This is a genomic window from Actinomycetota bacterium, assembly GCA_040905475.1.
GTDB lineage: Bacteria > Actinomycetota > AC-67 > AC-67 > AC-67 > DATFGK01.
The window spans coordinates 22,756-44,336 of the sequence record JBBDRM010000117.1 but is presented as its reverse complement, the minus strand read 5'-3'; the positions used below and the strand labels follow the sequence as shown (position 1 = coordinate 44,336).

21 protein-coding genes are annotated in these 21,581 nt (G+C 68.8%); 18 read left to right on the top strand and 3 right to left on the bottom strand.

Annotation, left to right across the window (positions count from 1 at the left end):
• The first annotated feature begins 3 nt into the window (after positions 1-3).
• The 11 genes from WEB06_14035 to WEB06_13985 all read left to right on the top strand — a co-directional run bounded on the left by WEB06_14035 (position 4) and on the right by WEB06_13985 (position 12,729).
• On the top strand, positions 4-1,578 hold the full coding sequence (locus tag WEB06_14035) for an amino acid adenylation domain-containing protein (protein MEX2556731.1): 1,575 nt from the start codon (positions 4-6) through the stop codon (positions 1,576-1,578).
• A gap of 76 nt (positions 1,579-1,654) precedes the next feature.
• Positions 1,655-2,713, top strand: coding sequence for a glycosyltransferase (locus tag WEB06_14030; protein MEX2556730.1), 1,059 nt, complete (start codon positions 1,655-1,657; stop codon positions 2,711-2,713).
• A complete protein-coding gene (locus WEB06_14025) occupies positions 2,710-3,954 on the top strand; it encodes a glycosyltransferase family 4 protein (GenBank protein ID MEX2556729.1) in 1,245 nt (414 codons plus the stop codon). The genes WEB06_14030 and WEB06_14025 overlap by 4 nt, the downstream gene beginning before the upstream one ends.
• Positions 3,951-4,967, top strand: a complete 1,017-nt coding sequence (locus WEB06_14020; GenBank protein ID MEX2556728.1) for a GNAT family N-acetyltransferase — start codon at positions 3,951-3,953, stop codon at positions 4,965-4,967. Before WEB06_14025 ends, WEB06_14020 begins: the two co-directional genes overlap by 4 nt.
• Position 4,968: 1 nt before the next feature.
• Positions 4,969-6,384 carry a hypothetical protein gene (locus tag WEB06_14015; GenBank protein ID MEX2556727.1) on the top strand — a complete coding sequence of 472 codons (1,416 nt, stop codon included), beginning with the start codon at positions 4,969-4,971 and terminating at the stop codon, positions 6,382-6,384.
• A gap of 1 nt (position 6,385) precedes the next feature.
• Complete coding sequence (locus WEB06_14010; GenBank protein ID MEX2556726.1) at positions 6,386-7,153, top strand: polysaccharide deacetylase family protein; 768 nt, start codon at positions 6,386-6,388, stop codon at positions 7,151-7,153.
• A complete protein-coding gene (locus tag WEB06_14005; GenBank protein ID MEX2556725.1) occupies positions 7,150-8,943 on the top strand; it encodes a glycosyltransferase family 4 protein in 1,794 nt (597 codons plus the stop codon). Before WEB06_14010 ends, WEB06_14005 begins: the two co-directional genes overlap by 4 nt.
• The gene (locus WEB06_14000; GenBank protein ID MEX2556724.1) at positions 8,931-9,911 is read left to right on the top strand and encodes a hypothetical protein; all 981 of its coding nucleotides are present in this window, start codon (positions 8,931-8,933) and stop codon (positions 9,909-9,911) included. Before WEB06_14005 ends, WEB06_14000 begins: the two co-directional genes overlap by 13 nt.
• Positions 9,908-10,870 carry a sulfotransferase gene (locus WEB06_13995; GenBank protein MEX2556723.1) on the top strand — a complete coding sequence of 321 codons (963 nt, stop codon included), beginning with the start codon at positions 9,908-9,910 and terminating at the stop codon, positions 10,868-10,870. Before WEB06_14000 ends, WEB06_13995 begins: the two co-directional genes overlap by 4 nt.
• Before the next feature lie 11 nt (positions 10,871-10,881).
• Positions 10,882-11,688 carry a glycosyltransferase family 2 protein gene (locus tag WEB06_13990; protein MEX2556722.1) on the top strand — a complete coding sequence of 269 codons (807 nt, stop codon included), beginning with the start codon at positions 10,882-10,884 and terminating at the stop codon, positions 11,686-11,688.
• 36 nt (positions 11,689-11,724) lie between these two features.
• A complete protein-coding gene (locus WEB06_13985) occupies positions 11,725-12,729 on the top strand; it encodes an NAD-dependent epimerase/dehydratase family protein (GenBank protein MEX2556721.1) in 1,005 nt (334 codons plus the stop codon).
• On the opposite strand, the gene WEB06_13980 is transcribed toward WEB06_13985, so the two are convergent.
• Both WEB06_13980 and WEB06_13975 read right to left on the bottom strand, forming a co-directional pair.
• Positions 12,657-13,517 (bottom strand): hypothetical protein, encoded by an 861-nt coding sequence (locus WEB06_13980; GenBank protein ID MEX2556720.1) that lies wholly within the window; start codon positions 13,515-13,517, stop codon positions 12,657-12,659. The two genes, WEB06_13985 and WEB06_13980, sit on opposite strands and share 73 nt — an antisense overlap.
• A 148-nt stretch (positions 13,518-13,665) precedes the next feature.
• The gene (locus tag WEB06_13975) at positions 13,666-14,373 is read right to left on the bottom strand and encodes a choice-of-anchor P family protein (protein MEX2556719.1); all 708 of its coding nucleotides are present in this window, start codon (positions 14,371-14,373) and stop codon (positions 13,666-13,668) included.
• A gap of 217 nt (positions 14,374-14,590) precedes the next feature.
• Between WEB06_13975 and WEB06_13970 the strand changes: the two genes are divergently transcribed.
• The 7 genes from WEB06_13970 to WEB06_13940 are packed head-to-tail and all read left to right on the top strand — an operon-like array spanning position 14,591 to position 20,822.
• On the top strand, positions 14,591-15,898 hold the full coding sequence (locus WEB06_13970; protein MEX2556718.1) for a nucleotide sugar dehydrogenase: 1,308 nt from the start codon (positions 14,591-14,593) through the stop codon (positions 15,896-15,898).
• Positions 15,895-16,185, top strand: coding sequence for a PqqD family protein (locus tag WEB06_13965; protein MEX2556717.1), 291 nt, complete (start codon positions 15,895-15,897; stop codon positions 16,183-16,185). Before WEB06_13970 ends, WEB06_13965 begins: the two co-directional genes overlap by 4 nt.
• Positions 16,178-17,290: a nucleotidyltransferase family protein gene (locus WEB06_13960; GenBank protein MEX2556716.1), complete on the top strand. Its 1,113-nt coding sequence runs from the start codon at positions 16,178-16,180 to the stop codon at positions 17,288-17,290. The genes WEB06_13965 and WEB06_13960 overlap by 8 nt, the downstream gene beginning before the upstream one ends.
• Positions 17,269-18,261 (top strand): O-antigen ligase family protein, encoded by a 993-nt coding sequence (locus WEB06_13955; protein MEX2556715.1) that lies wholly within the window; start codon positions 17,269-17,271, stop codon positions 18,259-18,261. Before WEB06_13960 ends, WEB06_13955 begins: the two co-directional genes overlap by 22 nt.
• Before the next feature lie 13 nt (positions 18,262-18,274).
• Positions 18,275-19,564 (top strand): DegT/DnrJ/EryC1/StrS family aminotransferase, encoded by a 1,290-nt coding sequence (locus WEB06_13950; GenBank protein MEX2556714.1) that lies wholly within the window; start codon positions 18,275-18,277, stop codon positions 19,562-19,564.
• Positions 19,565-19,599: 35 nt separating this feature from the next.
• Positions 19,600-19,968, top strand: coding sequence for a hypothetical protein (locus WEB06_13945; protein ID MEX2556713.1), 369 nt, complete (start codon positions 19,600-19,602; stop codon positions 19,966-19,968).
• Positions 19,965-20,822 (top strand): sulfotransferase, encoded by an 858-nt coding sequence (locus tag WEB06_13940; protein ID MEX2556712.1) that lies wholly within the window; start codon positions 19,965-19,967, stop codon positions 20,820-20,822. The genes WEB06_13945 and WEB06_13940 overlap by 4 nt, the downstream gene beginning before the upstream one ends.
• A 50-nt stretch (positions 20,823-20,872) precedes the next feature.
• Here the strand turns inward: WEB06_13940 and WEB06_13935 are convergent, their stop codons facing one another.
• A complete protein-coding gene (locus tag WEB06_13935; protein MEX2556711.1) occupies positions 20,873-21,571 on the bottom strand; it encodes a hypothetical protein in 699 nt (232 codons plus the stop codon).
• Positions 21,572-21,581: the final 10 nt, after the last annotated feature.

Sequence of the window (21,581 nt, the reverse complement as noted above, 5' to 3'; positions counted from 1 at the left end):
GGCATGGACTACCTTCTCCATCATCTCCTTCGCTCGTCGGCCGAACGCTATCCCGACCGGATCGCGGTCGAGGATCGCGATCGATCGATCACGTATCGCGACCTCGCGGCTCGGTCGAATCAGCTCGCGAACCTGCTGATCGCACGCGGCGTTCGCCGTGGGGACCGCGTCGGGTTCTATCTCGACAAGTCGATGGAATCGGTGATCGCGATCTACGGGATCATGTCGACGGGAGCCGCGTACGTTCCGTTCGATCCACGCGCCCCGATCTCGCGGCTCGCCTACATCGCTCGGAACGCCGGCATGACCCACCTGGTGTCCGGGGTGGAGAAGGCCGGCCAGTGGGAAGCGCTGGTCGCGGAGGGCGCGCCGATCGAGCATCTGGTGGTGCTCAACGCGGATACCGTGCCCGAGGGGGCGCCGTCGTCGGTCGCCTCGTGGGCGGGATCCGACGTCGACGGGTTCCCGACCGTTGTGCCCGACGTCGCTCAGGTACATCACGACCTGGCGTACATCCTCTACACCTCCGGATCAACGGGGGATCCTAAGGGTGTGATGCTTTCCCACCTGAACGCGCTCACCTTCGTGGATTGGACGGTCGACGAGTTCGGCGTCACGACCGAGGACCGGCTTTCCGGCCACGCGCCCCTGCATTTCGATCTCTCCGTCTTCGACCTGTACGCCGCGGCCGCGGTCGGGGCGACCGTCGTGCTCGTCCCGCCGGAAACCTCGGTCTTCCCGCGTGAGGTCGTGCGCTTCATCGAATCCAAACGCATCAGCGTCTGGTACTCGGTGCCCTCGATCCTCAGCATGCTCACGATGCGCGGCGGCCTCAAGCCCGGCGATCTGCCGACGCTGCGCACCCTTCTCTTCGCCGGCGAGGTGTTCCCGACGAAGTACCTGCGCCAGCTGATGGGCCTGCTTCCTCGCGTGCGCTTCGCGAACCTGTACGGTCCGACGGAGACAAACGTGTGCACGTGGTACGAGGTTCCCCAACTCGAACCCGAACGTGACGAGCCGATCCCTATCGGTAAGGGGATCCCCAACGTCGAGTGCTACGTCGTCGGTGAGGACGGCACGCTCGTCCGGCCCGGCGAGGTCGGCGAGCTCTGGGTTCGCGGCTCGACCGTCATGCAAGGCTACTGGGGAGACGCGGAACGGACGGCGAAGGGTCTGATCGCCAACCCGTTCGGCGGCCCGCTCACGGACCGGATCTACAAGACGGGAGACCTCGTCCAAGAGGACGCCGACGGCAACTACCGGTTCCTCGGCCGGCGCGACAACCAGATCAAGAGCCGCGGGTACCGGATCGAGCTCGGCGACGTGGAGACGGCGATCTACGCGCACCCCGACGTCGTCGAGTGCGCCGTCGTCGCCGTCCCCGACGAGCTCGTGACGAACCGCCTCAAGGCGTTCGTCGTCGTTCGCAACGGTTTGAGCCGGTCCGACCTGATCCATTTCCTCGGCGAGCGGATCCCTCCCTATATGGTGCCGGACATGGTCGAGTTTCGTGACGCGCTCCCGAAGACCTCGACCGGCAAGATCGAGCGGCGGGCTCTGAGCGCGCTATCGGGGTAGCGCGGTCGTGGCGATGGCATCGGCCGAACGCTCGCGCGGAAGCAGGTCCTCGAGATCCACTTTCACCAGCACCGGCGTGTTGCATGTCATCACCGGAACGGCGCGACGCGGAGCCGAGACCTTCGCCGTCGACCTGGCAGAAGCACTTGCGGAACGAGGGAGGTCGGGACGGACGGTCGCGCTGACGGGCGACTCCGCGCCGGGCGGCCTTCCCGTCGACGTGCTGGGCGACCGGCCGCTCGGAACGCGGACGCTTCGCGCGCTTCGAAAGGAAGCGAGCCGCGCGAACGTAGTGGTCGCCCACGGCTCGAGTGCGGTCGTCGCCTGCGCGATCGCGACGCTGGGAACCCGGACGTCATTCGTGTACCGCAACATCGGGGACCCATCGTTCTGGCTGGACACGCCCCGCCGGCGGCGCCAGATGCGTTGGATCCTGTCACGCGCGTCTGCCACCGTCGCGCTTTGGGACTCCTCGGCGACGCAGCTCCGCGCGCTCGGCGGTCGCGCGATCGAGATCATCCCGACCGGAGTGCCGTCGCGTCTCTTCCCGCCCATCGAGCCCGAGGAGCGATGGCTGGCTCGTGAGCATCTCGGACTCGACCCGTCGGCTCCGGTTGCGGTCTACGTCGGGAGCCTCAGTGGAGAAAAGAACGTGGGTGTTGCGGTGTCGGCGATCGCGTCGATCGACGGCGCAACGCTTCTGCTGGTCGGCGATGGGCCCGACCGAGCTTCACTCGAGGAACTCGCGGCTCGAGCGGCACCCGGCCGGATCCGGTTCATCGGCACCCGCGGGCGGCCTCGCGAGGAGCTCGCCGCCGCAGACGTTCTGGTCCTCCCGAGCAAGACCGAAGGGATCCCCGCCGTGCTGATCGAAGCGGCCTTCTCGGAGCTGCCCGTCGTCGCGTCGGACGTCGGCGGTATCCCGCAGATCGTCGCCCACGGACGCACCGGCTATCTGGTTCCGCCGGGAGACTCGCCGGCGCTCGCCGGCGCCGTCCGGGAAGCGATGGCCGCCGGCCGTGCCATGGGTCGCGTCGCGCGCGAGCACTGCACCGAGCGGTTCGAGATCGCGCCGGTCGCCGATGCGTGGGAGTCGCTGCTGGCCGGGCTCGGCGCGTGGAGTGAGAGGCGATGACCGCCGGCGCGTCTGATCCGAGACGGATCAAGGTGCTCCTCCTTATCGACAGCTTGCAGGGGGGCGGTGCCGAGCGCTCGCTCGCCGAGATGCTTCCCGGCTTGCGGCGACGCGGCGTCGATCCGATCGTCGTCTGTTTGAGGCGCAGCGCTGAAGGCGTCGAGGATCAGGTTCGGGGCCGTTTCGATCTGCGGTACCTCGCGGCCGGACGCTTCCCCGGAAGAGTTCGAGCGGTGCGCCGGATCATCCGCACCGAACGACCGGACCTGGTCCACACGACGCTGCTTCAGAGCGACCTCGTCGGAAGGCTCGCGGCGATCGGTACGCCCGTCACGGTTCTGACCAGCCTCGTCAACACGTCATACGACCCGGTCCGTTTCGCCGATCCGCGGATCCGGCCGTGGGTGTTTCGCATCGTTCAGCGGATCGATGGCCTGACGGCGAGACGGCTGACCGCGCACTTCCACGCGATCACCGGCGCGGTCAAGGACCACAACGTCGAGGCGCTTCGCCTCCGAGCGGATCGCGTCACGGTCATCGAGCGGGGCCGGGACGACGCGCGGCTCGGTCGAGGCTCCGACGACCGCCGCAGGGCATCGCGCCGGGCGCTCGACCTCGCCGACGACGCCGAGGTCGTCGTCACGCTCGGGCGCCAGGAATACCAGAAGGGTCAGCGCTTCCTGCTCGAGGCGGTCGAACGGCTTGCACAGCAGCGGCCGCGGCTCGTCCTGCTCATGCTCGGGCGACGCGGCGCCGCCTCACCGGAACTGGACGGGCTTCTTCGCCGGCCGCTCCTCGCCGAGCGCGTCAAGGTGCTCGGTCACCGCGACGATGCGCCCGACGTGCTGGCCGCAGCCGACCTTTTCGCGTTCCCGTCCTTGTTCGAGGGGCTCGGTGGATCGCTGATCGAGGCGATGGCGCTCGGGCTGCCGATCGTCGCGTCCGACCTGCCGGCCATCCGTGAGGTGCTCGAGCGGGGGAACGACGGCAACGCTACGCTCGTCCCGCCGGGCACGTCGGAGCCGCTCGCCGCAGCGATCGACGATCTGCTGTCCGATCGCGGCAAGGCCGGGCGGTTCGGAGCTCGGAGCCGGCGGATCTTCGAGGAACGCTTCACGCTCGACCGGAGCATCGACCGGATGGCCGGCCTCTACCGTGCGCTGGTCGCCGACCGGGCGGGCGCGCGCTCCGTCGTGATGGCAGGCCGCACCCAAGGCACTCGAGAGGAATCCACGAGATGATGGCGCTCGATCTCGACCTTCGCTCCTATCGACCCGAGGACGAGCCGCGCGTGCTTGAGCTGCTGGGCGCGTCGCTCGGCGGCGGTCCGGCCGGCGAGCGTCCTCCCGAGTTCTTCCGGTGGAAGCACTTCGCCAATCCGTTCGGCAGCTCCTACATGCTCCTCGCCGAGTCCGACGGCCGCATCGCGGGCTTGCGAGCGTTCATGCGCTGGCGCTGGACCGCAGGCGATCGCACGTTCAGCGCGGTGCGTGCCGTGGACACGGCAACGCATCCGGATTTCCAAGGCAAGGGCATCTTCTCGAAGCTCACCCTGCGGGCCCTCGACGACCTGCGCGCCGAAGGTGTCGACTTCGTGTTCAACACTCCCAATCCCGCCAGCCTCGCCGGCTATCTCAAGATGGGATGGAGCATCGTGGGACAGGCGCCGATCCGGATCCGGGTCCGGCGGCCGATCCGGTTCGCCACCCGCTTCCGTGGAGTCGACAAGGAGCCGGGAACGCCGCCGGTCGTACACGCGGGCGCGTCTTCGGAGGTGCTCGGCCAGGTTCGGGGGCTCCCCGAGTTGCTCGCCGACGCGGCACCGCCGGACGCGCGCCTGCGGACGCCGCGCGACGCGACCTACCTCGGTTGGCGCTACGGCGACGCCCCGCTCCTCGACTATCGTGCGGTCGCCGAGACCGAGGGCGGAACCCTTCGAGGGCTCGCGATCTTCCGGGTTCGTCCCCGGGGTGGATTGTGGGAGACGACGCTTTCCGAGCTGATCGTCCGGCCGGGTGACCGATCCACGGCCCGCCGGCTGCTCCGGCGGGTCCGTCGCTCGGCTGCGGTGGATCACCTGGCCTGCCATTTCGCCCCGGGCACCGCCGCCGACGCAGCCGTGCGAGGCTCCGGTTACATGAAGGCGCCCCGCGGGATGACGTTCGTCGTTAACCCTTTGCAAGACGCGCTCGTCCCCGATCCGCACGACCTGGGGTCCTGGGCGCTGTCGATCGGCGATCTGGAGGTGTTCTAGGGTGCGTACGACGGAAGAGGTTCGCACCTCCGACACGATCCTGCAGGAACGCGAGACCCCTCCCACCGGGGGGGTTCTCCAGGCGTCGCTCGGTGCTGTGGGGCTCGCGGGATTCTTCTTCCTCCTCTCGTCGCTCTTCGGCGACGGTCCGGTTTGGCACGCGCTCGGCGCCGTCGTCGTGGCTCCTGCTCTCTTCGCCTTCACGCTCCCGATGCTCGCTCGTCAGGCCAAACGCGAAGGCGATCGTACGCTCTTCTACATTCTGGTCCTGGCGCTCGTCTTGAAGCTCGTCGGCGCGCTCGTCCGCTACTTCCTCGGGACCAACGTGTATGGGGGCGGCGTAGACGCGAGGGCGTATGACATCGCTGGAGCAGATCTGGCTGCGGACTTCAAGAACGGGGACTTCTCCGGGATCGAGCAAGCCACCGGTACCCACTTCATCGACGTTCTTACTGGGATCGTGTACACGGTCATCGGCAGAACGATGATCGGCGGTTTCGTCTTCTTCTCGTGGCTGGCCTTCATCGGACTGTTCCTCTTCTACCGAGCCTTCACCATCGCGGTCCCGGAGGGCCGGAACCGGACCTACGCGCGTTTCGTCTTCTTCCTGCCCTCCCTTTTGGTGTGGCCGTCGAGCATCGGCAAGGAATCATGGATGATGTTCTGTCTGGGCATCATCGCCTTCGGCGCCGCGAACATGCTCACCGGGAAGATGCTCAAGGGGATCGGCATCGCGGCGATCGGCCTGTGGTGGGCGGCGCTTCCGCGTGCGCACATCGCCGGGCTCGCGGGGGTGGCGATCGGCCTCGGGATCGTGCTGCGCCGCACTCGTCCAGAGCTCCGTCAGCTCGGGCCGATCATCAAGATCGCATCGCTGGCGCTCGTTGCCGTAGCGGCCATCTTCTTCGTCGGGCGTGCGAGCGAGTTCGTTCAGGAAGCCGGGATCAACACCGAAGGAGGACTCGCCAGCACGCTTGAGGAAGTGGCGGATCAGACGGGCGGAGGGAAATCGAACTTCGACGCACCCGTGATCACTTCGCCGGGACGGGCTCCGCTTGCGATCTTCACCGTGTTGTTCCGCCCGACCCTCGTCGATGCGCGGTCCCCCACGGCGCTCATCGCCGCTGCAGAGGGAACCTTCCTCGTCATCTTGACCCTCCTCCGGTTCCGATGGCTGTTCGCTGCTGCGCGACTCGCGCGCCGGCGCCCCTACGTGACATTCGCCATCGCGATGGTCGGGGCGCTCATCGTCGCGTTCTCCGCCGTCAGCAACCTCGGCATCCTCGCACGCGAGCGCGTGCAGCTCCTCCCCTTCTTCTTCGTGCTGTTGTCGATCCCCTCGAAGAAGTGGCTCGCGAAGCGTGAGGAACGCCACCGTCTCCGGCAGCCTGTTGCGTTCACCCAAGCCGGAGCCTGACGTGCTCGCCACTCTTGTTCGTCGTTCCGCGAAGGCGGCCGTCCTGCCGGCAGGATTGTTCACGCGCCGCCGGCCCGGCGATGTCGTCGTGTTGCTGTATCACCGACTGGGCGACGATGGGTCCGAGATCGAGCTGTCCGTCGCGGCTTTCGAGCGGCATCTGGCGAGGCTGACGGAGCGGGACCGTCCGCGTTCGCTCGAGCAGGCGCTCGGCGGCGACGGCGGGGTCGTCGTGACCTTCGACGACGGAACGCTCGACTTCCATTCCCACGCCCTGCCGCTCCTCGTGCGTTACAAGGTGCCGGCGCTGCTGTACCTCGCGACCGGAGGAGTGAACACGGCGGCGGCGGATTCGCTCACGTGGGAGCATCTCGCCGAAGCGGTCGCGACCGGTCTGGTGACCATCGGATCTCACACGCACGGTCACACCGATCTGTCGGTCGCCACCGAGGAGGTGGCGGACGACGAGATGCGGCGTTCGCAAGGGCTGATCGAGGACCGGCTGGGCGTCGGATGCCGCCACTTCGCGTACCCCTGGGGCATCGGATCTCCGGAAGCCGACCGTGCCGCTCGCCGCCTGTTCACGACCGCCGCTCTCGACGGCTGGCGCGTCAACCGTGCCGGCGCCGTCGATCCGTACCGGCTGGCGAGGATCCCGATCCTGCGGAGCGACGGCCAGATGTTCTTCCGGGCGAAGGTTCGCGGTCGGCTCAACGGCGAGGCGTTCCTCTATCGGGCTGCGCGTCGCGGTCCGTGGCGGCCGAAATGAAGCGCCGGCGCCGCTCCGGTGAGCGCCTGCGCGTCGTCCACATCACCACCATCGACCTGACCCTGTGGTACATGCTCCGCCCGCAGTTGCGCCGGCTGGCCGCGGAGGGGTACGAGGTGAGCGCGATCAGCGCACCCGGCGCCTGCGTTCCGTTGCTGGAAGCCGAGGGGATCCGCCACATCCCCTGGCACGCGGCGACCCGGGGGTGGAGCCTCGGCGCAGACCTGCGCGCCTTCTTCGAGCTCTACCGGATCCTGCGCCGAGAGCGCTTCGACATCGTGCACACGCACAACCCGAAGCCCGGGGTCCTCGGCCGGGTCGCGGCGCGCCTCGCCGGCGTGCCGTGCGTGGTCAACACACAGCATGGGCTCTACGCGATGCCGGAGGACCGGCCGGCGCGCAAAGGCGCCGTGCTCGGTATCGAGTGGATCGCGGCGCGCTTCTCCGATTCGGAGTTGTTCCAGAGCGCGGAGGACCGCGCGTGGGCGGCCCGCCTGCGGATCGCACGGCCGCCGAAGGGAAGGCTGCTCGGCAACGGGATCGATCTGACGCTCTTCGATCCGGAGGCGGTGCCCACGGAGCGGATCGAGCGGCTGCGGGAGGAGCTCGGCATCCCGGCGGGAAAGGTCGTCGTCGGTGCCGTCGGCCGGATGGTGGCCGAGAAGGGCTATCGGGAGCTGTTCGAGGCGGCGGCGGCGGTTCGGGCGGATCATCCGGAAGCGGTGTTCCTGGTCGTGGGCGGATCCGATCCCGAGAAGTGGGACTCGATACCGCCCGACGAGATGACGCGGGCGCGCGAGCACACCATCTTCGCCGGCCATCGTGATGACGTCCGGGACCTAATGGCGCTCATGGACGTCTTCGTGCTGGCGTCGTGGCGCGAGGGTCTGCCCCGGTCGGCGATCGAGGCCGCTGCAATGGCGAGGCCTCTCGTTCTCACCGACATACGAGGCTGCCGGGAGGTCGTGCGCGACGGGATCGAAGGGTTCCTGGTCCCGCCACGGAACGCGAAGCACCTCGCCGCAGCGATCGAGAAGCTGGTCGCCGACGAGGGGCTCCGAGCCAAGCTCGGTTCCGCCGCCCGCACCCGCGCCGTCGAATGGTTCGACGAGCGAAGAGTTGAGGAGATCATCGTGCGTGAGTACCGACGAGTGCTTTCCGAGAAAGGCATGGCCTCGGTTCCGCTCGAAGGGGGTTTCACCGTCCGCTTGGCCCGCCGGTCCGACATCCCGACGCTCGCTCGTCTCCACCGCGAAACGGTTCCGTCCGCCTTCCTCCCGAAGCTGGGGGACCGTTTCATGCGCCAGCTGTACCGGGCGCTCCTGAGCGACCCCAACGCCAGCGTTGCGGTCGTCGAGGACGAGGGAGGGCGCGTCGTCGCGATGGCCTCGGGAGCGGACTCCGTTCCGGCCTTCTACAAGCGGTTCTTCCGGCGGTACGGGATCCCGGCCGCGATCACGGCGGCTCCGAAGCTGATCCGGCCGGTGGCCCTCAAGCGCGCACTGGAGACGGCGCGCTTCCCGAAGAGCGCCCAGAAGTTCCCCGATGCCGAGATATTCGTCTGGGGCGTCGATCGGACCGTCCGGGCTCGTGGTTTGGGTGTGGCGGTGCTGGACGAGGCCACCCGCGACATGGGCCGCCGTGGCGTCCCCGAGGCGCGCGGGATCGTCTACGCCGAGAACGAACGCGCCCGTAAGGTGCTCGAGGACTCCGGCTGGCGCATCGTCGGCGAAATCAGCGTGCACGCCGGCCGGACGAGCGTGGTGGTTGTGCGGCCATGTCCTTCGTAGTCGCGCTCGGGATCGCCGTCGTCCTCGTCCCCGTCGCGCGGCGGGTGGGGCTCGCCACGGATCTCGTCGACCGGCCGAGCGACCCGGCGCTCGCCATCCATGCGCGGCCCGTGTCGGTCCTCGGTGGCGCTGCCGTGGTCGCGGCCACGCTGGTCGCTTCCGCGCTCGTCGGCGATGGGCTTCCCGGAAGCATCGTCGCCGCCACGACGATCGCGTTCGCCGCCGGGCTCGCAGACGACATCCGGCAGCTGACGCCGCTGGTCCGTCTCATCTTGTTGACGGGGGCGGGCGTGGTGCTCGCCGCCGGCGGTGTCGAGGTCGAGCCGCTCGGCGCGCTCGCCGGCGTCGCAACCGTTGCGCTGACGCTCGCCTGCGCGAACGCGACCAACTTGCTCGACGGACAGAACGGCCTGGCCGGCGGGCTGGCAGCGATCGGTGGAGCGGCGCTCGCCACGACCGCTCCCGGCGGTTCGGGTATCCGCTCGCTCGGGTTCGCGCTCGCCGGCGCCGGAGTGGGCTTCTTGATCTGGAACCTTCCGGGGAGGATCTTCCTCGGGAACGGGGGCGCGTACGCGGTCGGAACGCTCCTGGCCGCGCTCACCGCGAGTGTCTCGACCGTGAACGGTTGGCTCGGCCTGCTCGCCGCGGGAGCCTGCCTGGGCGTGCTCGCGTTCGAGATGCTGTTCACCGTCGCGCGGCGGCTCGGGTCGGGCGCCTCGCTCACGTCCGGGGACCGGCTGCACTCGTACGACATCGTGGCAACGCGAACGGGTTCCCGGCTCCGTTCGACCGGCATCCTTTGCGGAGCCGGCGCGATCGCCGGGGCGCTGGGCTACGCCGCGTCCCGGGTGTCGTTCACGAAGGCGGCCGTCCTCGCGGGCGTGCTTGCGCTCGGCGGCCTCGTAGCCGGCGTGCAGCTCTGGCCGGGGCGCGCCCGCGCGGACACGTTCGGAGGCGATCCGCGATGACGGGCTCTCCGGTGTTCGTGGTGGGATGCGCGCGGTCGGGGACGACCATGCTCCGCGCGATGCTCGACGCGCACCCGATGCTCGCCATCCCGCCTGAGTCGCATTTCATCACGTCGATGTGGGCGGTTCGCCGTCGGTACGGACGGGCGGGCGCGGTCGATGCGGAGCGCATGGCGGCCGACGTGATCCGCACGTACCGCTTCGGCGAATGGGGGATCGACGCCGAGACGGTTCTGCGCGGTGTGCGCGCCCTCGACCGGCCGTCCTTCGCTGCGGTGATCGACGCGGTTTTCATGGCGTACGCCGCCGAGAAGGGCAAGGAGCGCTGGGGGGACAAGACCCCGAACTACGCGCTCGACGTGGGGTTGCTGGCGGAGATCTTCCCGGGCGGACGGTTCGTGCACCTCGTGCGGGACGGCCGGGACGTCGCGCTCTCCTTGCTGCAGATGCCGTGGTGGCCGAATACGCTCGCCGAGGCGGCGCAGGTGTGGTCTCACTGGACGCTGGCCGCGCGGCGCGCCGGCCGCACGCTCGGGCCCGAGCGGTACCTCGAGGTCCACTACGAGGACCTGGTCGACGAGCCCGAGCGCGAGCTCCGGCGGATCTGCGACCTGGCAGGACTGCTCTACGCGCCGGAGATGCTCTCGTACCCGGATCGGGCTTCGGGCAACGGCGTTCCCGCCTACCATCGCAACGCGCAGGGGGCGCCGGTGAAAGGGCTTCGCGACTGGACGCGCGACATGACGAAGGAGGACGTCGCGCTGTTCGAAGCGCTCGCAGGCGCGCAGATCCGCGCGATGGGATACGAGCCCGCCTTCGAGCGGGTTCCGCGAGGCGCCCGGCTCCGCGCCGGCACGGCACGCGTGATCACCGCCGTCTCCCGTGAGATGCGCGAGGCCCGCGTTCGGACCGCGCTCGCGGTTCGCCGCGACGTGCTGCCTCCGCCGCGGAGATGGTGAGGACGCCTTCGATGGACCCGCTGTTCAGCGTCGTCATCACGACCTACAACCGGCAGGCGCTGCTCGACGAGGCGATCGCCTCCGTGCTCGCGCAGACCGTCGAGGACTTCGAGTGCATCGTCGTCGACGACGCGAGCCCGGTTCCAGCGACGGGGCCGGATGATCCGCGCGTGCGGGTCGTCCGGCGCCCGACCAACGGCGGCGAGCCGGCCGCACGGAACACCGGCCTCGACGCGGCGCGGGGCCGGTACGTTGCGTTCCTCGACGACGACGACCTGTACGTCCCCGAGCGGCTCGCGATGGGGCGCGAGGGCATGGAGCGGGCACCGGTGTCGGTCTGCTTCCGGCAAGGGAGCGACGGTTCGGCCGGCGACGATCGGCTCCTCGAGGGCAATGTGTACGACTCGATCCTGGACGCGATGACGCCCCAGCTCGGCCAGGTCACGGTGTCCCGCGATGCCGCCCCGCGCTTCGACGAGCGGTTCGCCGGATCGGTGGACATCGAATGGTGGCTGCGCGTTGCGCGCGATGCGATCGTCTCGACGGTTCCGCGCGTCGGGGTGATCTACCGGCTCCACGACGGACCGCGGAACCTCAACGGGACGGCGGAGCGTGTACGGTGCCAGAAGTTGCTGCTCGAGATGTACGAGGACTACTTCGAGACGCATCCCCGGGCGGCGGCATTCCGGTGGAAGCGGATCGGTCTTATGTCGGCAAGCATGGGCGAGACCGCGGAGGCGCGGGTCGCGTTCCGCCGGTCGCTTCGCCTGCGGCCGGAGCTCCGCACGGCCGTGCATCTGGTCCGCTCGTTCCGCTGATCGTTCGAGCGATAAGAGTTGGATAGGAAGGAACCGATGAAGAACGCACTGGTGACCGGAGGAGCCGGGTTCATCGGCTCGGCCATTTCTCGCGCGCTGCTCGCCGACGGATGGCGTGTCCGCGTACTCGACAACCTGCTCACCGGATTCGAGGAGAACATCCCCGACGGTGCAACCTTCGTGCGCGCCGACCTCAGGGACCCCGAGGGGCTCGCACCGTCCTGCGCGGGAGTCGACGTGATCTTCCATCAAGCCGCCCTGCGAAGCGTTCCGCGCTCGGTCGACGATCCGGTACTGAGCGAGTCTTGCAACATCACCGGGACGCTCAACCTGCTGGTCGCCGCGGAGGAGGCCGGCGTCCGTCGCGTGGTGTACGCCTCGAGCTCGAGCGTGTACGGCGACGTCGCCGAAGGACGCCAGCACGAGGCGATGACGCCGTCGCCCCTGTCGCCCTACGCCGTCAGCAAGCTCTCCGCCGAGCAGTACTGCCGGGTGTGGACGCACCTCAAGGGTCTCTCCACGGTTTCGCTCCGGTATTTCAACGTGTTCGGTCCCGGCCAGCGGCCCGAGTCGAAGTACGCAGCGGTCTTCCCCGCGTTCGTCGCGGCGCTCGTTGAAGGAAAGGCCCCGGAGGTTCACTGGGACGGCGAGCAGTCCCGCGACTTCTCCTATATCGACGACGTGGTACGAGCGAACATCGCCGCGGCGACTGCCGGACCGGAGGCCAACGGCGCCGTGATCAACGTGGCCGGGGGAGACCCGAAGACGATCAACGAGGTTCTGCGAGAGGTTTCGAACGCGGTCGGGCGCTGGGTGGATCCGATCCGCACGCCGAAGCGCGCCGGCGACATCCGTCGGACGCACGCCGACATCTCGGCCGCCAAGCGACTGCTCGGCTTCGAGCCGAAGGCGGTGTGGGAAGAGTCGGTTGCGCGAACGGTCGCCTGGTTCGAGGAGCGCCGCGCGGCTCAGGCAGGCGCGGCCGCCGCCTCGGACACGGCCGCGACGGCCTCGTCCAGCCGGCCGACGGCGAGCCGGTAGCACGACGCCGGGCGGACGACCTCGGCCAGGAGCTCGATCCCGGCCGCACCGCCGAACATCTCGAGGTTGAAGGCCTGGCCGGCCAGGTCGGACAAGCCGGCGGCGCGCGACACGCGCTCGATCCGGGTCTCGGAGCCCGGGCGGTAGGTGGGCGCGATGACCGTCCGGACCGGGGCGGGACCGCCGAGAGAGCCGGGACGTAGATCGTCCGGCGTCACCGGCCAGGTTCCGTCGAGGAGGAGGCGAGCCGCCTCTGAGACGTCGGGCGGCTGCACGCCGAGCGCCTCGAACGTGCCCGGTTTCATGAACAGTGAGCGCGGCACGGGGAGAACGCGCAGGGATACGGGATCGATCGCCATCATCTCGTCGGAGAGGAAGTCGAACCCGGCGCGGACGAGCCCGGCGGTGAGGGTGGTCTTGCCCCCGCCCGAGGTTGCCGGAAGCACGACGGCATTCCCGTCGGGAGCGACGACGACTCCGGCGTGAACCACGAGCACGTGTCGTGCCTCGGCGACGGCGTTGTTCATGATGTGCCAGACGAGTCGCGCGAAGGCGTTCCCGCGCTTCGCGTTCTTGAGGAGCAGCGCGTCGTCCAGGGTCAGGCGCGAGAGCTCGCCGCCGTCCTCGAGATGAAACGTGGGCGCGTCGTCGGGGACATCGGGGCTGCGGCAGGAGCCGACGGCCTGAAGCACGAGCTCGGCGCACGTAGGAGAGGTCGTCCGGATGCGGAACGCATACGCGAGCACACGGAAGCCTTCGTCGAGTGCCCACGCCTCGGATGGGTTCACGGCTGCGCTCCTTCCCGTTGTTCAGGGTAGGGGCGTGTGCGCGGTGATGCCACCCGCCGGGCCCGGCGGCCGTTTCACGCCGGATGTGGCAACGCCCGCCCGGCCGGCGCCTTCGGCGCCGTCCGGACGGGCGTCCGCCTGGATCGAGCTACGCGCAGGCCACGCAGGGACAGTCGCTGCCCCCGGCCGCACCGTCGCCTGCTCCGGCCACGGCGTGCGACACGATGACCTCGATGATGCCGGGCACCGTGATGTGGATCGCGTTGACGGTGAGGTTGCCCTCCGCGTCGCAGCTCTGCTGGTTGATCACGACGAGCCCGAGGTTCAGGACGTCGTTGTTGCAGGCGCTGGTCGCGTTGACGGTGATCCCGTTGACCACCAGGTTCGCGATGGACGATTGGCCGCTCGTCGCGCAGGGCGGGCACGAGGCCGACGCATCCGCCGTGATGATGGATGCGGCGACCGTCAGGATCGGCGCGAGCGCGGGTCCCACCTGCAAGTCGAGCGTCGCGACGGAAGCCCGGCCGAAGCAGGCGCCGTTGACGCTGCTGCCGTCGAGGCCGGTCACCGCCGTCGCGGCGACGCTGCCGCCCACGACGGGGATCGCGATCGGGGACACGTTGACGAGGCTACCGTCGACGCCGAGCGTCTGATCGAGCCCCAGGGCCGGGATGATCAGCCGGAGCCCGTACGCGTCGCCGTTACACGAGCACTCCCCGTACGTCTGCGCCCAGGCGCGGCCGCCCGGCAGCGAGGTTACCGCCGGAGCGCCCCAAACGACGGCGCCTGCAACGATCGACTTCTTGAGGAAATCTCTTCGGCCGGAATCGACCTTCTCGAGATCCTGGTCGCTCATGCGCTTCCCCCTTCAATTCGGCCCAGACCCAACCAGCACGCCGCGACTCGCGGCGGCTCCTAGCACGGTTGATGGTATTGGCCAGTCGTAACGGAGCCATCCGACGAATGTTGTAAAAAACCTGCGGCCTCTCGGTACTTCGTGCTGAGCTCGGCCGCCCAGGTACGTCGAACGGAGTAGAGAACCTACGTTACTCACCGATCGAGGAGTTCACCTCATGAAGAGCACCGCTCAGCTTCGGCGCAGGATCCTCTCCCGTCGCGCAACGATCGCGGTTGTCGGCCAGGGGTACGTCGGTCTTTCCGTGGCGTGCGCCGCCGCGGAGGTTGGATTCGCGGTCGCCGGTATCGACACCGACGCCGCACGGATCGAGGAGCTCCAGTCCGGCGTCCTGGCCGTTCCCGGCGTCAACGAGGAAGCGTTCCGCAAAGGCATAGACACGGGGCAATTGACGTTCACGACCGAAGCCGACGCGGTCGAAGCGAGCGACATCATCCTCATCTGCGTTCCGACGCCCGTGCGCGAAAACACGCCGGACCTGTCCCTCGTGGAGGGCGCGAGCAAGGACGTGGCTCGTCACTTGCGTGCCGGGAGCCTCGTCGTTCTCGAATCGACGACATATCCGGGGACGACGGAGGAGATCGTCGCTCCGTTGCTCGAGACGTCGGGTCTTCTTGCCGGACGCGACTTCCTGCTCGCGTACTCACCCGAGCGCATCGATCCCGGCAACGGCGAATTCGTCCTCCGTAACACGCCGCGCGTCGTCGGGGCGCTTACGCCAGAGTCGGCCGGCGTCACCGCGCTGTTCTATGCGCAGCTCGTGGATGAGGTGCGCGTCGTGTCCTCGTGCCGCGCGGCCGAGCTCGCGAAGCTGCTCGAGAACACGTTTCGCCACGTGAACATCGGCTTGGTCAACGAGATGGCGATGATCTGCCATGAGATGGGGATCGACGTTTGGGAGGTCGTGGACGCGGCTGCGAGCAAGCCGTTCGGATTCATGCCTTTCTATCCGGGTCCCGGCGTCGGCGGCCACTGCATCCCGGTCGATCCGGCGTACCTGGCCTGGCAGGTGCGACGAGACGCGGGCCGTCAGTTCCGCATCCTCGAAGGGGCTCAAGACGTCAACGCGCAGATGCCCGCGTACGTCGCCTCGCGGATCTCCGACGCGTTGAACGATCGCGGCGCAGCGGTGAAGGGCGCGAACATCCTTGTGCTCGGCGTCGCGTACAAACCCGATGTAGCCGACGTGCGGGAGTCGCCGGCGTTCCGCGTGCTGAGCGCGTTGGAGAAACGCGGCGCCAAGGTCTCGTTCCACGATCCGTACGTCGACGCCATCACGTACAACGGTACATCGCTCAAGCGATCGGAGCTCACCAGCCGAGCGCTGGCGCAGACCGACTGCGTCGCGCTCATCACGCCACATCGCGCCTACGACATCGATTGGATCGCTTCGCACGCCGGGCTGGTCTTCGATGTGCGTAACGCGTACGGGTCGAAGCGCCCGCCGAACGTGGTGCGGCTGTGATCGTCGAACGGGTCCGGTTCCGTCGAGCGATCGGCGTCCCTTCTCGAGCGCTTGACGACCGAGTGATCCTCGCGCGACCCGGACGGGAGGACTTCGACGCACTCACGGGTCCGGCGGTGGCGATCTGGAACCTTCTCCAAGAGCCCCGTACGTTGATCGAGCTCGTCGATACGCTCGCCTGGGCGTACAAAGCGCCACGCGCCGAGATCGAGCGGGACATCCGTACGCTCGTCGGCGATCTCCTGGAGCGCGGCATCGTCGTGGAGAGTCAGGATCCCGATGCCTGAGCTCGCCCGGGCTCGCGCGCTCGCGCTGCGTATCGCGGCGTACGGGCTCGACAGCGACGAGGAACCGATCGACGTCGGCGACAATGCATGGCGCCAGTTGATCGGGTACATCTCGACCCAGCGGCTCAGCGGCATCGCCTCGGCCGCGGCCGGCGCCGGGGTCCTGCAGCTCAACGACACGCAGGCAGAGGATCTGCGCGAGATCCACACCGCGGACATGATGTGGACCTTGGCGCTCGAGCGGTCTCTGCTGAGCATCGCGCGCGCTGCCGGTGAGGAAGGGGTCGACCTCATCGTCCTGAAGGGTCCCGCGCTCGCGCACGACTTCTACCCGGATGCGTCGTGGCGAGCCTTCGCCGACATGGATCTCCTGGTGCGTACGAGCGACTGGCGCCGGGCATGTGCGGTGCTCGACCGGCTGGGCTTCCACCGGCAACGCCCCGAGCCGCGAGCGGGGTTCGACGAGCGGTTCGGCAAGGCGGCGGTGCATGTCGATCACCAAGGATTGAACGTCGATCTCCATCGGACGCTGGTGCTCGGGTCCTTCGGGCTTTGGATGCATCCCGAGGAGCTCTTCGAGCGCACGATCAGGTTCACCCTCGCGGGCGTGCCGCTTCGCCGCCTGGACGACACCGCGATGCTGCTGCACGCCTGCGTGCACGCGGCGCTCGGCTTCCAGGAGCCTCTGCTCATGCCGCTACGCGACCTCGCGCAGGTCGCGAGGTTGGGGAAGCCGGATTGGGACGAGCTCGGGCGATGGGCCGCTCGCTGGAAGCTCAGCGGCGTCATCGGTCATGCCTTCGACGAAGCCGAGCGGTTGATCGGCTTCGAGCAACCTTCGGAGGTTGCCGGGGTGCGCGCGATCCCCGTCGGCCGGCGCGAGCGGCGAGCGTTGGACGCCTACACGACCGGATTGCGGGCGCGAGGCGGAACGGTGCGCTCGTCGGTGTGGGCGGTACCGGGCATCCGTCAGAAGGCCGAGCTCATCCGTGCGATGTTCTTCCCCGATCCGGCCTTCCTGGCGGCTCGGACCGAGGAGGGTGCGCGACCTTCATACGTGCGCCGGTGGACCGTGCCCATCCGATGGCTCCTCCGGCGACGCTGAACCGTTTCCGGGACGCCGGAACGGCCGCGGCCATCCTTGCGGGGGCTTGTGTCTGGACATTCGTCTCGGGGGCGGCGTCGGGGGGCGATCCGATACCCGTTGTCGCCGTCGTGTCGGCGGGAGCCGCGGCCCTCGTTGTGGCGGCCCTGGTCTCGCGCGGCCGCCCCTGGGTCGTCCCGGCGCTCGTCGTGGGCGGGGCCGCGATCGTGGCTGTAGCAGGCCGTGCGGAGATCCTCACGTCCCGTCCCGAACAAGGCCCGTTCGGCTACGCCAACGCAACGGGTGCCTTCTACCTTCAGGCGACGATCGCCGGACTGATGCTGGCCGTCTCCGCCCCCCGAGCGGAGGGGCGCTGGATCGGATGGCTCGGGGCGGCGGCGTTCGCCGGGATCACGCTCGCGACCGGTTCGGCGGCGGCCGCCGGTCTGCTTGCTCTGCCGGCGGCGGGCTTCGTTTTGTCGGTGTCGCGCCGCGGGCGGCCGGTGATGGTCGGGATGGCGGCATTGTTCGCTGTGGCCCTGTTCGGGACAATCGTCGTGGGTTCCTTAGCCGGGGAACCCGGGAACGGCACCCTTGGGGGACGTATCTTCGACGAACGGCGTGAGACGCTTTGGCACCAGGCCGTAACCACGATCGGTGAGCACCCGTTGACAGGCGTGGGACCTGGGGCGTTCGTGGAGGACGGCCCCCTCGTGCGGATCGACGCCGACGCGCGATGGGCTCACCATGGGTTCCTGCAGTTCGGCGCGGAAACGGGGATACCGGGGATGGGCTTGGTGACGCTGGCGTTCGTCTGGCTGCTCGTGTCCCTCGCCGGTCGCTCCGATCCGGCGGTCTTTACCGTACTCGGCTCGGCTGCGCTCGCGGTGTTCGGCATCGGAGCGTGCGTGGACTACTTGTTCCATTTTCCTGCCATAACCGTGACGGCGGCGGCACTCGCCGGCGCGGCGTCGACCCACAACGAAGCGTAGGAAGGAGAAAAGGATGGCGACCAACGTTCCTGTAACCCCGCTGTCGGGACCGCCTGCCGCGTTCGGAGGGACGCCCGCGTTCCCGGAGGGGCTCGCGTTCGTCCGTCCCACCGTGCCCGACGCCGAGGCCGTGGTCGATGACCTCCGGAAGATCCTCGGGAGCGGGATGCTCACGAACGCCTCCTACGTACGGGAGCTCGAGCGACGCTGCGCCGAGTACCTCGGCGTGCGGCACTGCGTGGCGGTCTCCTCCTGCACCTCCGGCTTGATGCTGGTGCTGAAGGCCTCCGAGCTGTCGGGCGACGTGGTGATGCCGTCGTTCACGTTCGTCGCGACCGCCCACGCCGCCGCCTGGAACGGGCTCCGTCCGGTCTTCGCCGACATCGACCCCCAGACGCTCACGCTCTCGGCCGCGCAGACGCTCCTCGGGATCGGCGTGCGCACGTCGGCCATCCTCGCGACGCACACGTACGGCACTCCGTGCGACATCGAGGGGCTCATGAAGGTGGCGCGCCGCGACGGGATCCGGCTGTTCTTCGACGCGGCTCATGCGTTCGGCTCGCGCTACCAGGGCACGCCGATCGGTGGTTTCGGCGATGCCGAGGTCTTCAGCCTCTCGCCGACCAAGGTGCTCGTCGCCGGCGAGGGCGGGATCATCGCCACGAACGACGACATCCTTGCGCAGCGGTGCCGGATCGGACGGGACTACGCGAACCCAGGCGACTACAACGCGCGCTTCGTCGGGCTGAACGCCCGCATGTCGGAGATCCACGCCGCGATCGCGCTCGCGTCCCTCGAGGGGCTCGAGGAGAGGATCGCACGACGGAACGAGATCGCGGCGCTGTACCGCGGCTCGCTCTCGGACGTGCCCGGCGTTTCGTTCCCACTGGTGCCGGCGGGCGATCGCAGCACGTACAAGGACCTGACGATCATCGTCGACGAGGACCGGTTCGGTTGCGACGCGGCGCAGCTTGCCCGCGCGCTCGCCGACGACGGGATCGACACCCGTCGCTACTACGCGCCCCCCGTCCACGAGATGCGACCGTACCGGCGGATGAAGGCCTCGAACGGATTCCTCGAGGCGACCATCCAGGCCGCCGGGAGCGTCCTCACGCTGCCGCTCTGGATCGAGATGAGCGACGCCACCGTCATGCGGGTGTCGGACAGCGTCCGGCGCATCCAGAGATGGCTGGAGTCGAGGAAGGCGGGTCGGGCGCATCGCGACTCGACGATCAACATCGACGAGCCGGCCGAAGCGAATGCCCGGGGCACCGCCGACCCAACGGAGCGCGCGCAGGGCTGAAACGGCTCTCCATCGATGCTTCACGAGGTACGAACATGAGCGAACAACGTCCGAACGCCGGGGCCACGCCCGACGCCGTGATCGACCGCGACCTCTTCGATCTCGGAGAGGTCGTTTCGCTGTCGGAATCTTTGGTGGTCTCGCCGTCGCAAGGGCGGTTCCATCGCGAATCGCTGGTCGAGGGCGCGGTCGTTCTCGCCGGCACGCTGATCGGCGTCGTCGCTTTCAACGGCGGCAAGGCGCTCCGCGTCACTGCTCCGGCCGACGGCGTGTTCCTCGGTTGGATGGCGTGGGAAGGTGAGAGCCTCCAGCGCGGAACGCCCCTCGCCCGCATCGGCGAGCCGGCGAATGGATCGACCGGGAACGGGCACATGCCGACCCACAACGGGAACGGCTCTCGATGAAGACGACCGAGGCTCCTCCTTCGACTCAGAAGAAAGGTCGGCGACGCGGGCCGCTGCCGAACTTCTTCATCATCGGAGCGATGCGCTCCGGGACGACCTCGCTTGCCCGCTACGTCGGCGCGCACCCCGGCGTCTTCATGGCGCCGGAGAAGGAGGTTCACTTCTTCGACCGCCATCACGACCGAGGGCTGGACTGGTATCGCTCGCGCTTCGCCGGGCACGCCGGCCAGCCGGCCGTCGGCGAGGCCACGCAGACCTACCTGTTCTTGCCGGACGTTCCCGCAAAGATCGCAGCGGTGGTCCCCGACGCGAAGCTGATCGCGATCCTGCGCAACCCGGTCGATCGCGCCTACTCGCACTTCTGGATGAACCGCAGCCTTCGGACCGAGTCGCGTGAAGCCGCGGCGGCGCTCACGGCAGATCCCGCGAAGGCGGGAGGCGGGCCGTCTTTCCCGTACCTTGACCGGGGCCGGTATCTGCCGCAGCTGCAACGGGTCTGCGAGCACTTCTCGCGTGACGCGCTGCAGGTCCTGCTGTTCGAAGACCTGCTCGCGCGTCCGGAGGAGACGTTCGGAGCCGTTTGCACGTTCCTCGGCGTCGACCCCGCAGTGCGACCGGACAACCTCGGCCGGCAGATCAACAAGAACGTTGCGTTCCGCTCCATCCGGGTCCGGGACTTCGCCAGGAAACTTCCGGCCCCGGTCGCAACGGTGATCGGTCGGCTCAACCGGAAGCCGTTCTCGTATCCGAGGATCGATCCGGCACTGCGCCGCGAGCTCTCGGCGCGGTTCACGGAAGACAACGCGCGGCTGGCCGCGTGGCTCGGGCGCGACCTATCGATCTGGGACCGATGAGCTAGCGACCGCACCGACAACTTCCATAGCAAGACCCACGGGCCTCGGGTTCATCCCGGGGCCCGTTTCGCTTTGTTCGGCGACGGCGACGAGCGATCTTCGATCTCCCAGGCGTGATCGAGCGCGTGCCACGCCGAGCGTCGCACCGCGTAGCGCGGCGTCCAGAACGGCTTCTTCTTCCGCGGGCCCGGCGTGGGCTCCTCGCCACCAGCCCGCGCAGCGACCGTCTCGAGGAACTGCTTCCTCAAAGCCTTGGTCTCGGCAGAGCCGGGCTTCCCGCCCATCGCCCGCAAGTACGCGCCGTCGGCGTCGTCGACGTGCTGCGTGATCGCGTCGAGCTTCCGGCCACCGCCTCGCGGCCCGACCGACAGCGTCTCCCTATTCGCTGCCGTCGCCGCCCGATCCACCGCCGCCCACGAAGCCTCGAGCAGTTCCTGCTGCCGCGATAGCTCCTTCCTGCCGAGGGCTCGCGAGTCCGCTTTCGGCGCGATGCCCGGCGCACCGAAATCGGTCGTCGCGTCGCCCTTCAACTTCTCGACGATCTTGAACGCGTCGATCGACTTCGGCGCGGTGAACGGGCCCCCGGCCTTGCCGACCGCGTTCGCGTATCGAGGTGCGCATTCGAGCAGCGCCTCGAGCGCATCCTCCGCCGTCTTGCCGCTCCGGCACCAGCCCGGCCACTCGATCGCGCCGGCGAATACGCGCTTCGCCCCGACCTCGAGGTAGACGTCGATCAGCTTCGCGGCCACGGCAGAGTTC

Coding starts and splice junctions, on each gene's coding strand:
- WEB06_14035 (MEX2556731.1), top strand. CDS start 4: ATGGACTACCTTCTCCATCATCTCCTTCGCTCGTCGGCCGAACGCTAT.
- WEB06_14025 (MEX2556729.1), top strand. CDS start 2,710: ATGACCGCCGGCGCGTCTGATCCGAGACGGATCAAGGTGCTCCTCCTT.
- WEB06_14020 (MEX2556728.1), top strand. CDS start 3,951: ATGATGGCGCTCGATCTCGACCTTCGCTCCTATCGACCCGAGGACGAG.
- WEB06_14005 (MEX2556725.1), top strand. CDS start 7,150: ATGAAGCGCCGGCGCCGCTCCGGTGAGCGCCTGCGCGTCGTCCACATC.
- WEB06_14000 (MEX2556724.1), top strand. CDS start 8,931: ATGTCCTTCGTAGTCGCGCTCGGGATCGCCGTCGTCCTCGTCCCCGTC.
- WEB06_13995 (MEX2556723.1), top strand. CDS start 9,908: ATGACGGGCTCTCCGGTGTTCGTGGTGGGATGCGCGCGGTCGGGGACG.
- WEB06_13990 (MEX2556722.1), top strand. CDS start 10,882: ATGGACCCGCTGTTCAGCGTCGTCATCACGACCTACAACCGGCAGGCG.
- WEB06_13985 (MEX2556721.1), top strand. CDS start 11,725: ATGAAGAACGCACTGGTGACCGGAGGAGCCGGGTTCATCGGCTCGGCC.
- WEB06_13975 (MEX2556719.1), bottom strand. CDS start 14,373: ATGAGCGACCAGGATCTCGAGAAGGTCGATTCCGGCCGAAGAGATTTC.
- WEB06_13970 (MEX2556718.1), top strand. CDS start 14,591: ATGAAGAGCACCGCTCAGCTTCGGCGCAGGATCCTCTCCCGTCGCGCA.
- WEB06_13960 (MEX2556716.1), top strand. CDS start 16,178: ATGCCTGAGCTCGCCCGGGCTCGCGCGCTCGCGCTGCGTATCGCGGCG.
- WEB06_13955 (MEX2556715.1), top strand. CDS start 17,269: ATGGCTCCTCCGGCGACGCTGAACCGTTTCCGGGACGCCGGAACGGCC.
- WEB06_13950 (MEX2556714.1), top strand. CDS start 18,275: ATGGCGACCAACGTTCCTGTAACCCCGCTGTCGGGACCGCCTGCCGCG.
- WEB06_13945 (MEX2556713.1), top strand. CDS start 19,600: ATGAGCGAACAACGTCCGAACGCCGGGGCCACGCCCGACGCCGTGATC.
- WEB06_13940 (MEX2556712.1), top strand. CDS start 19,965: ATGAAGACGACCGAGGCTCCTCCTTCGACTCAGAAGAAAGGTCGGCGA.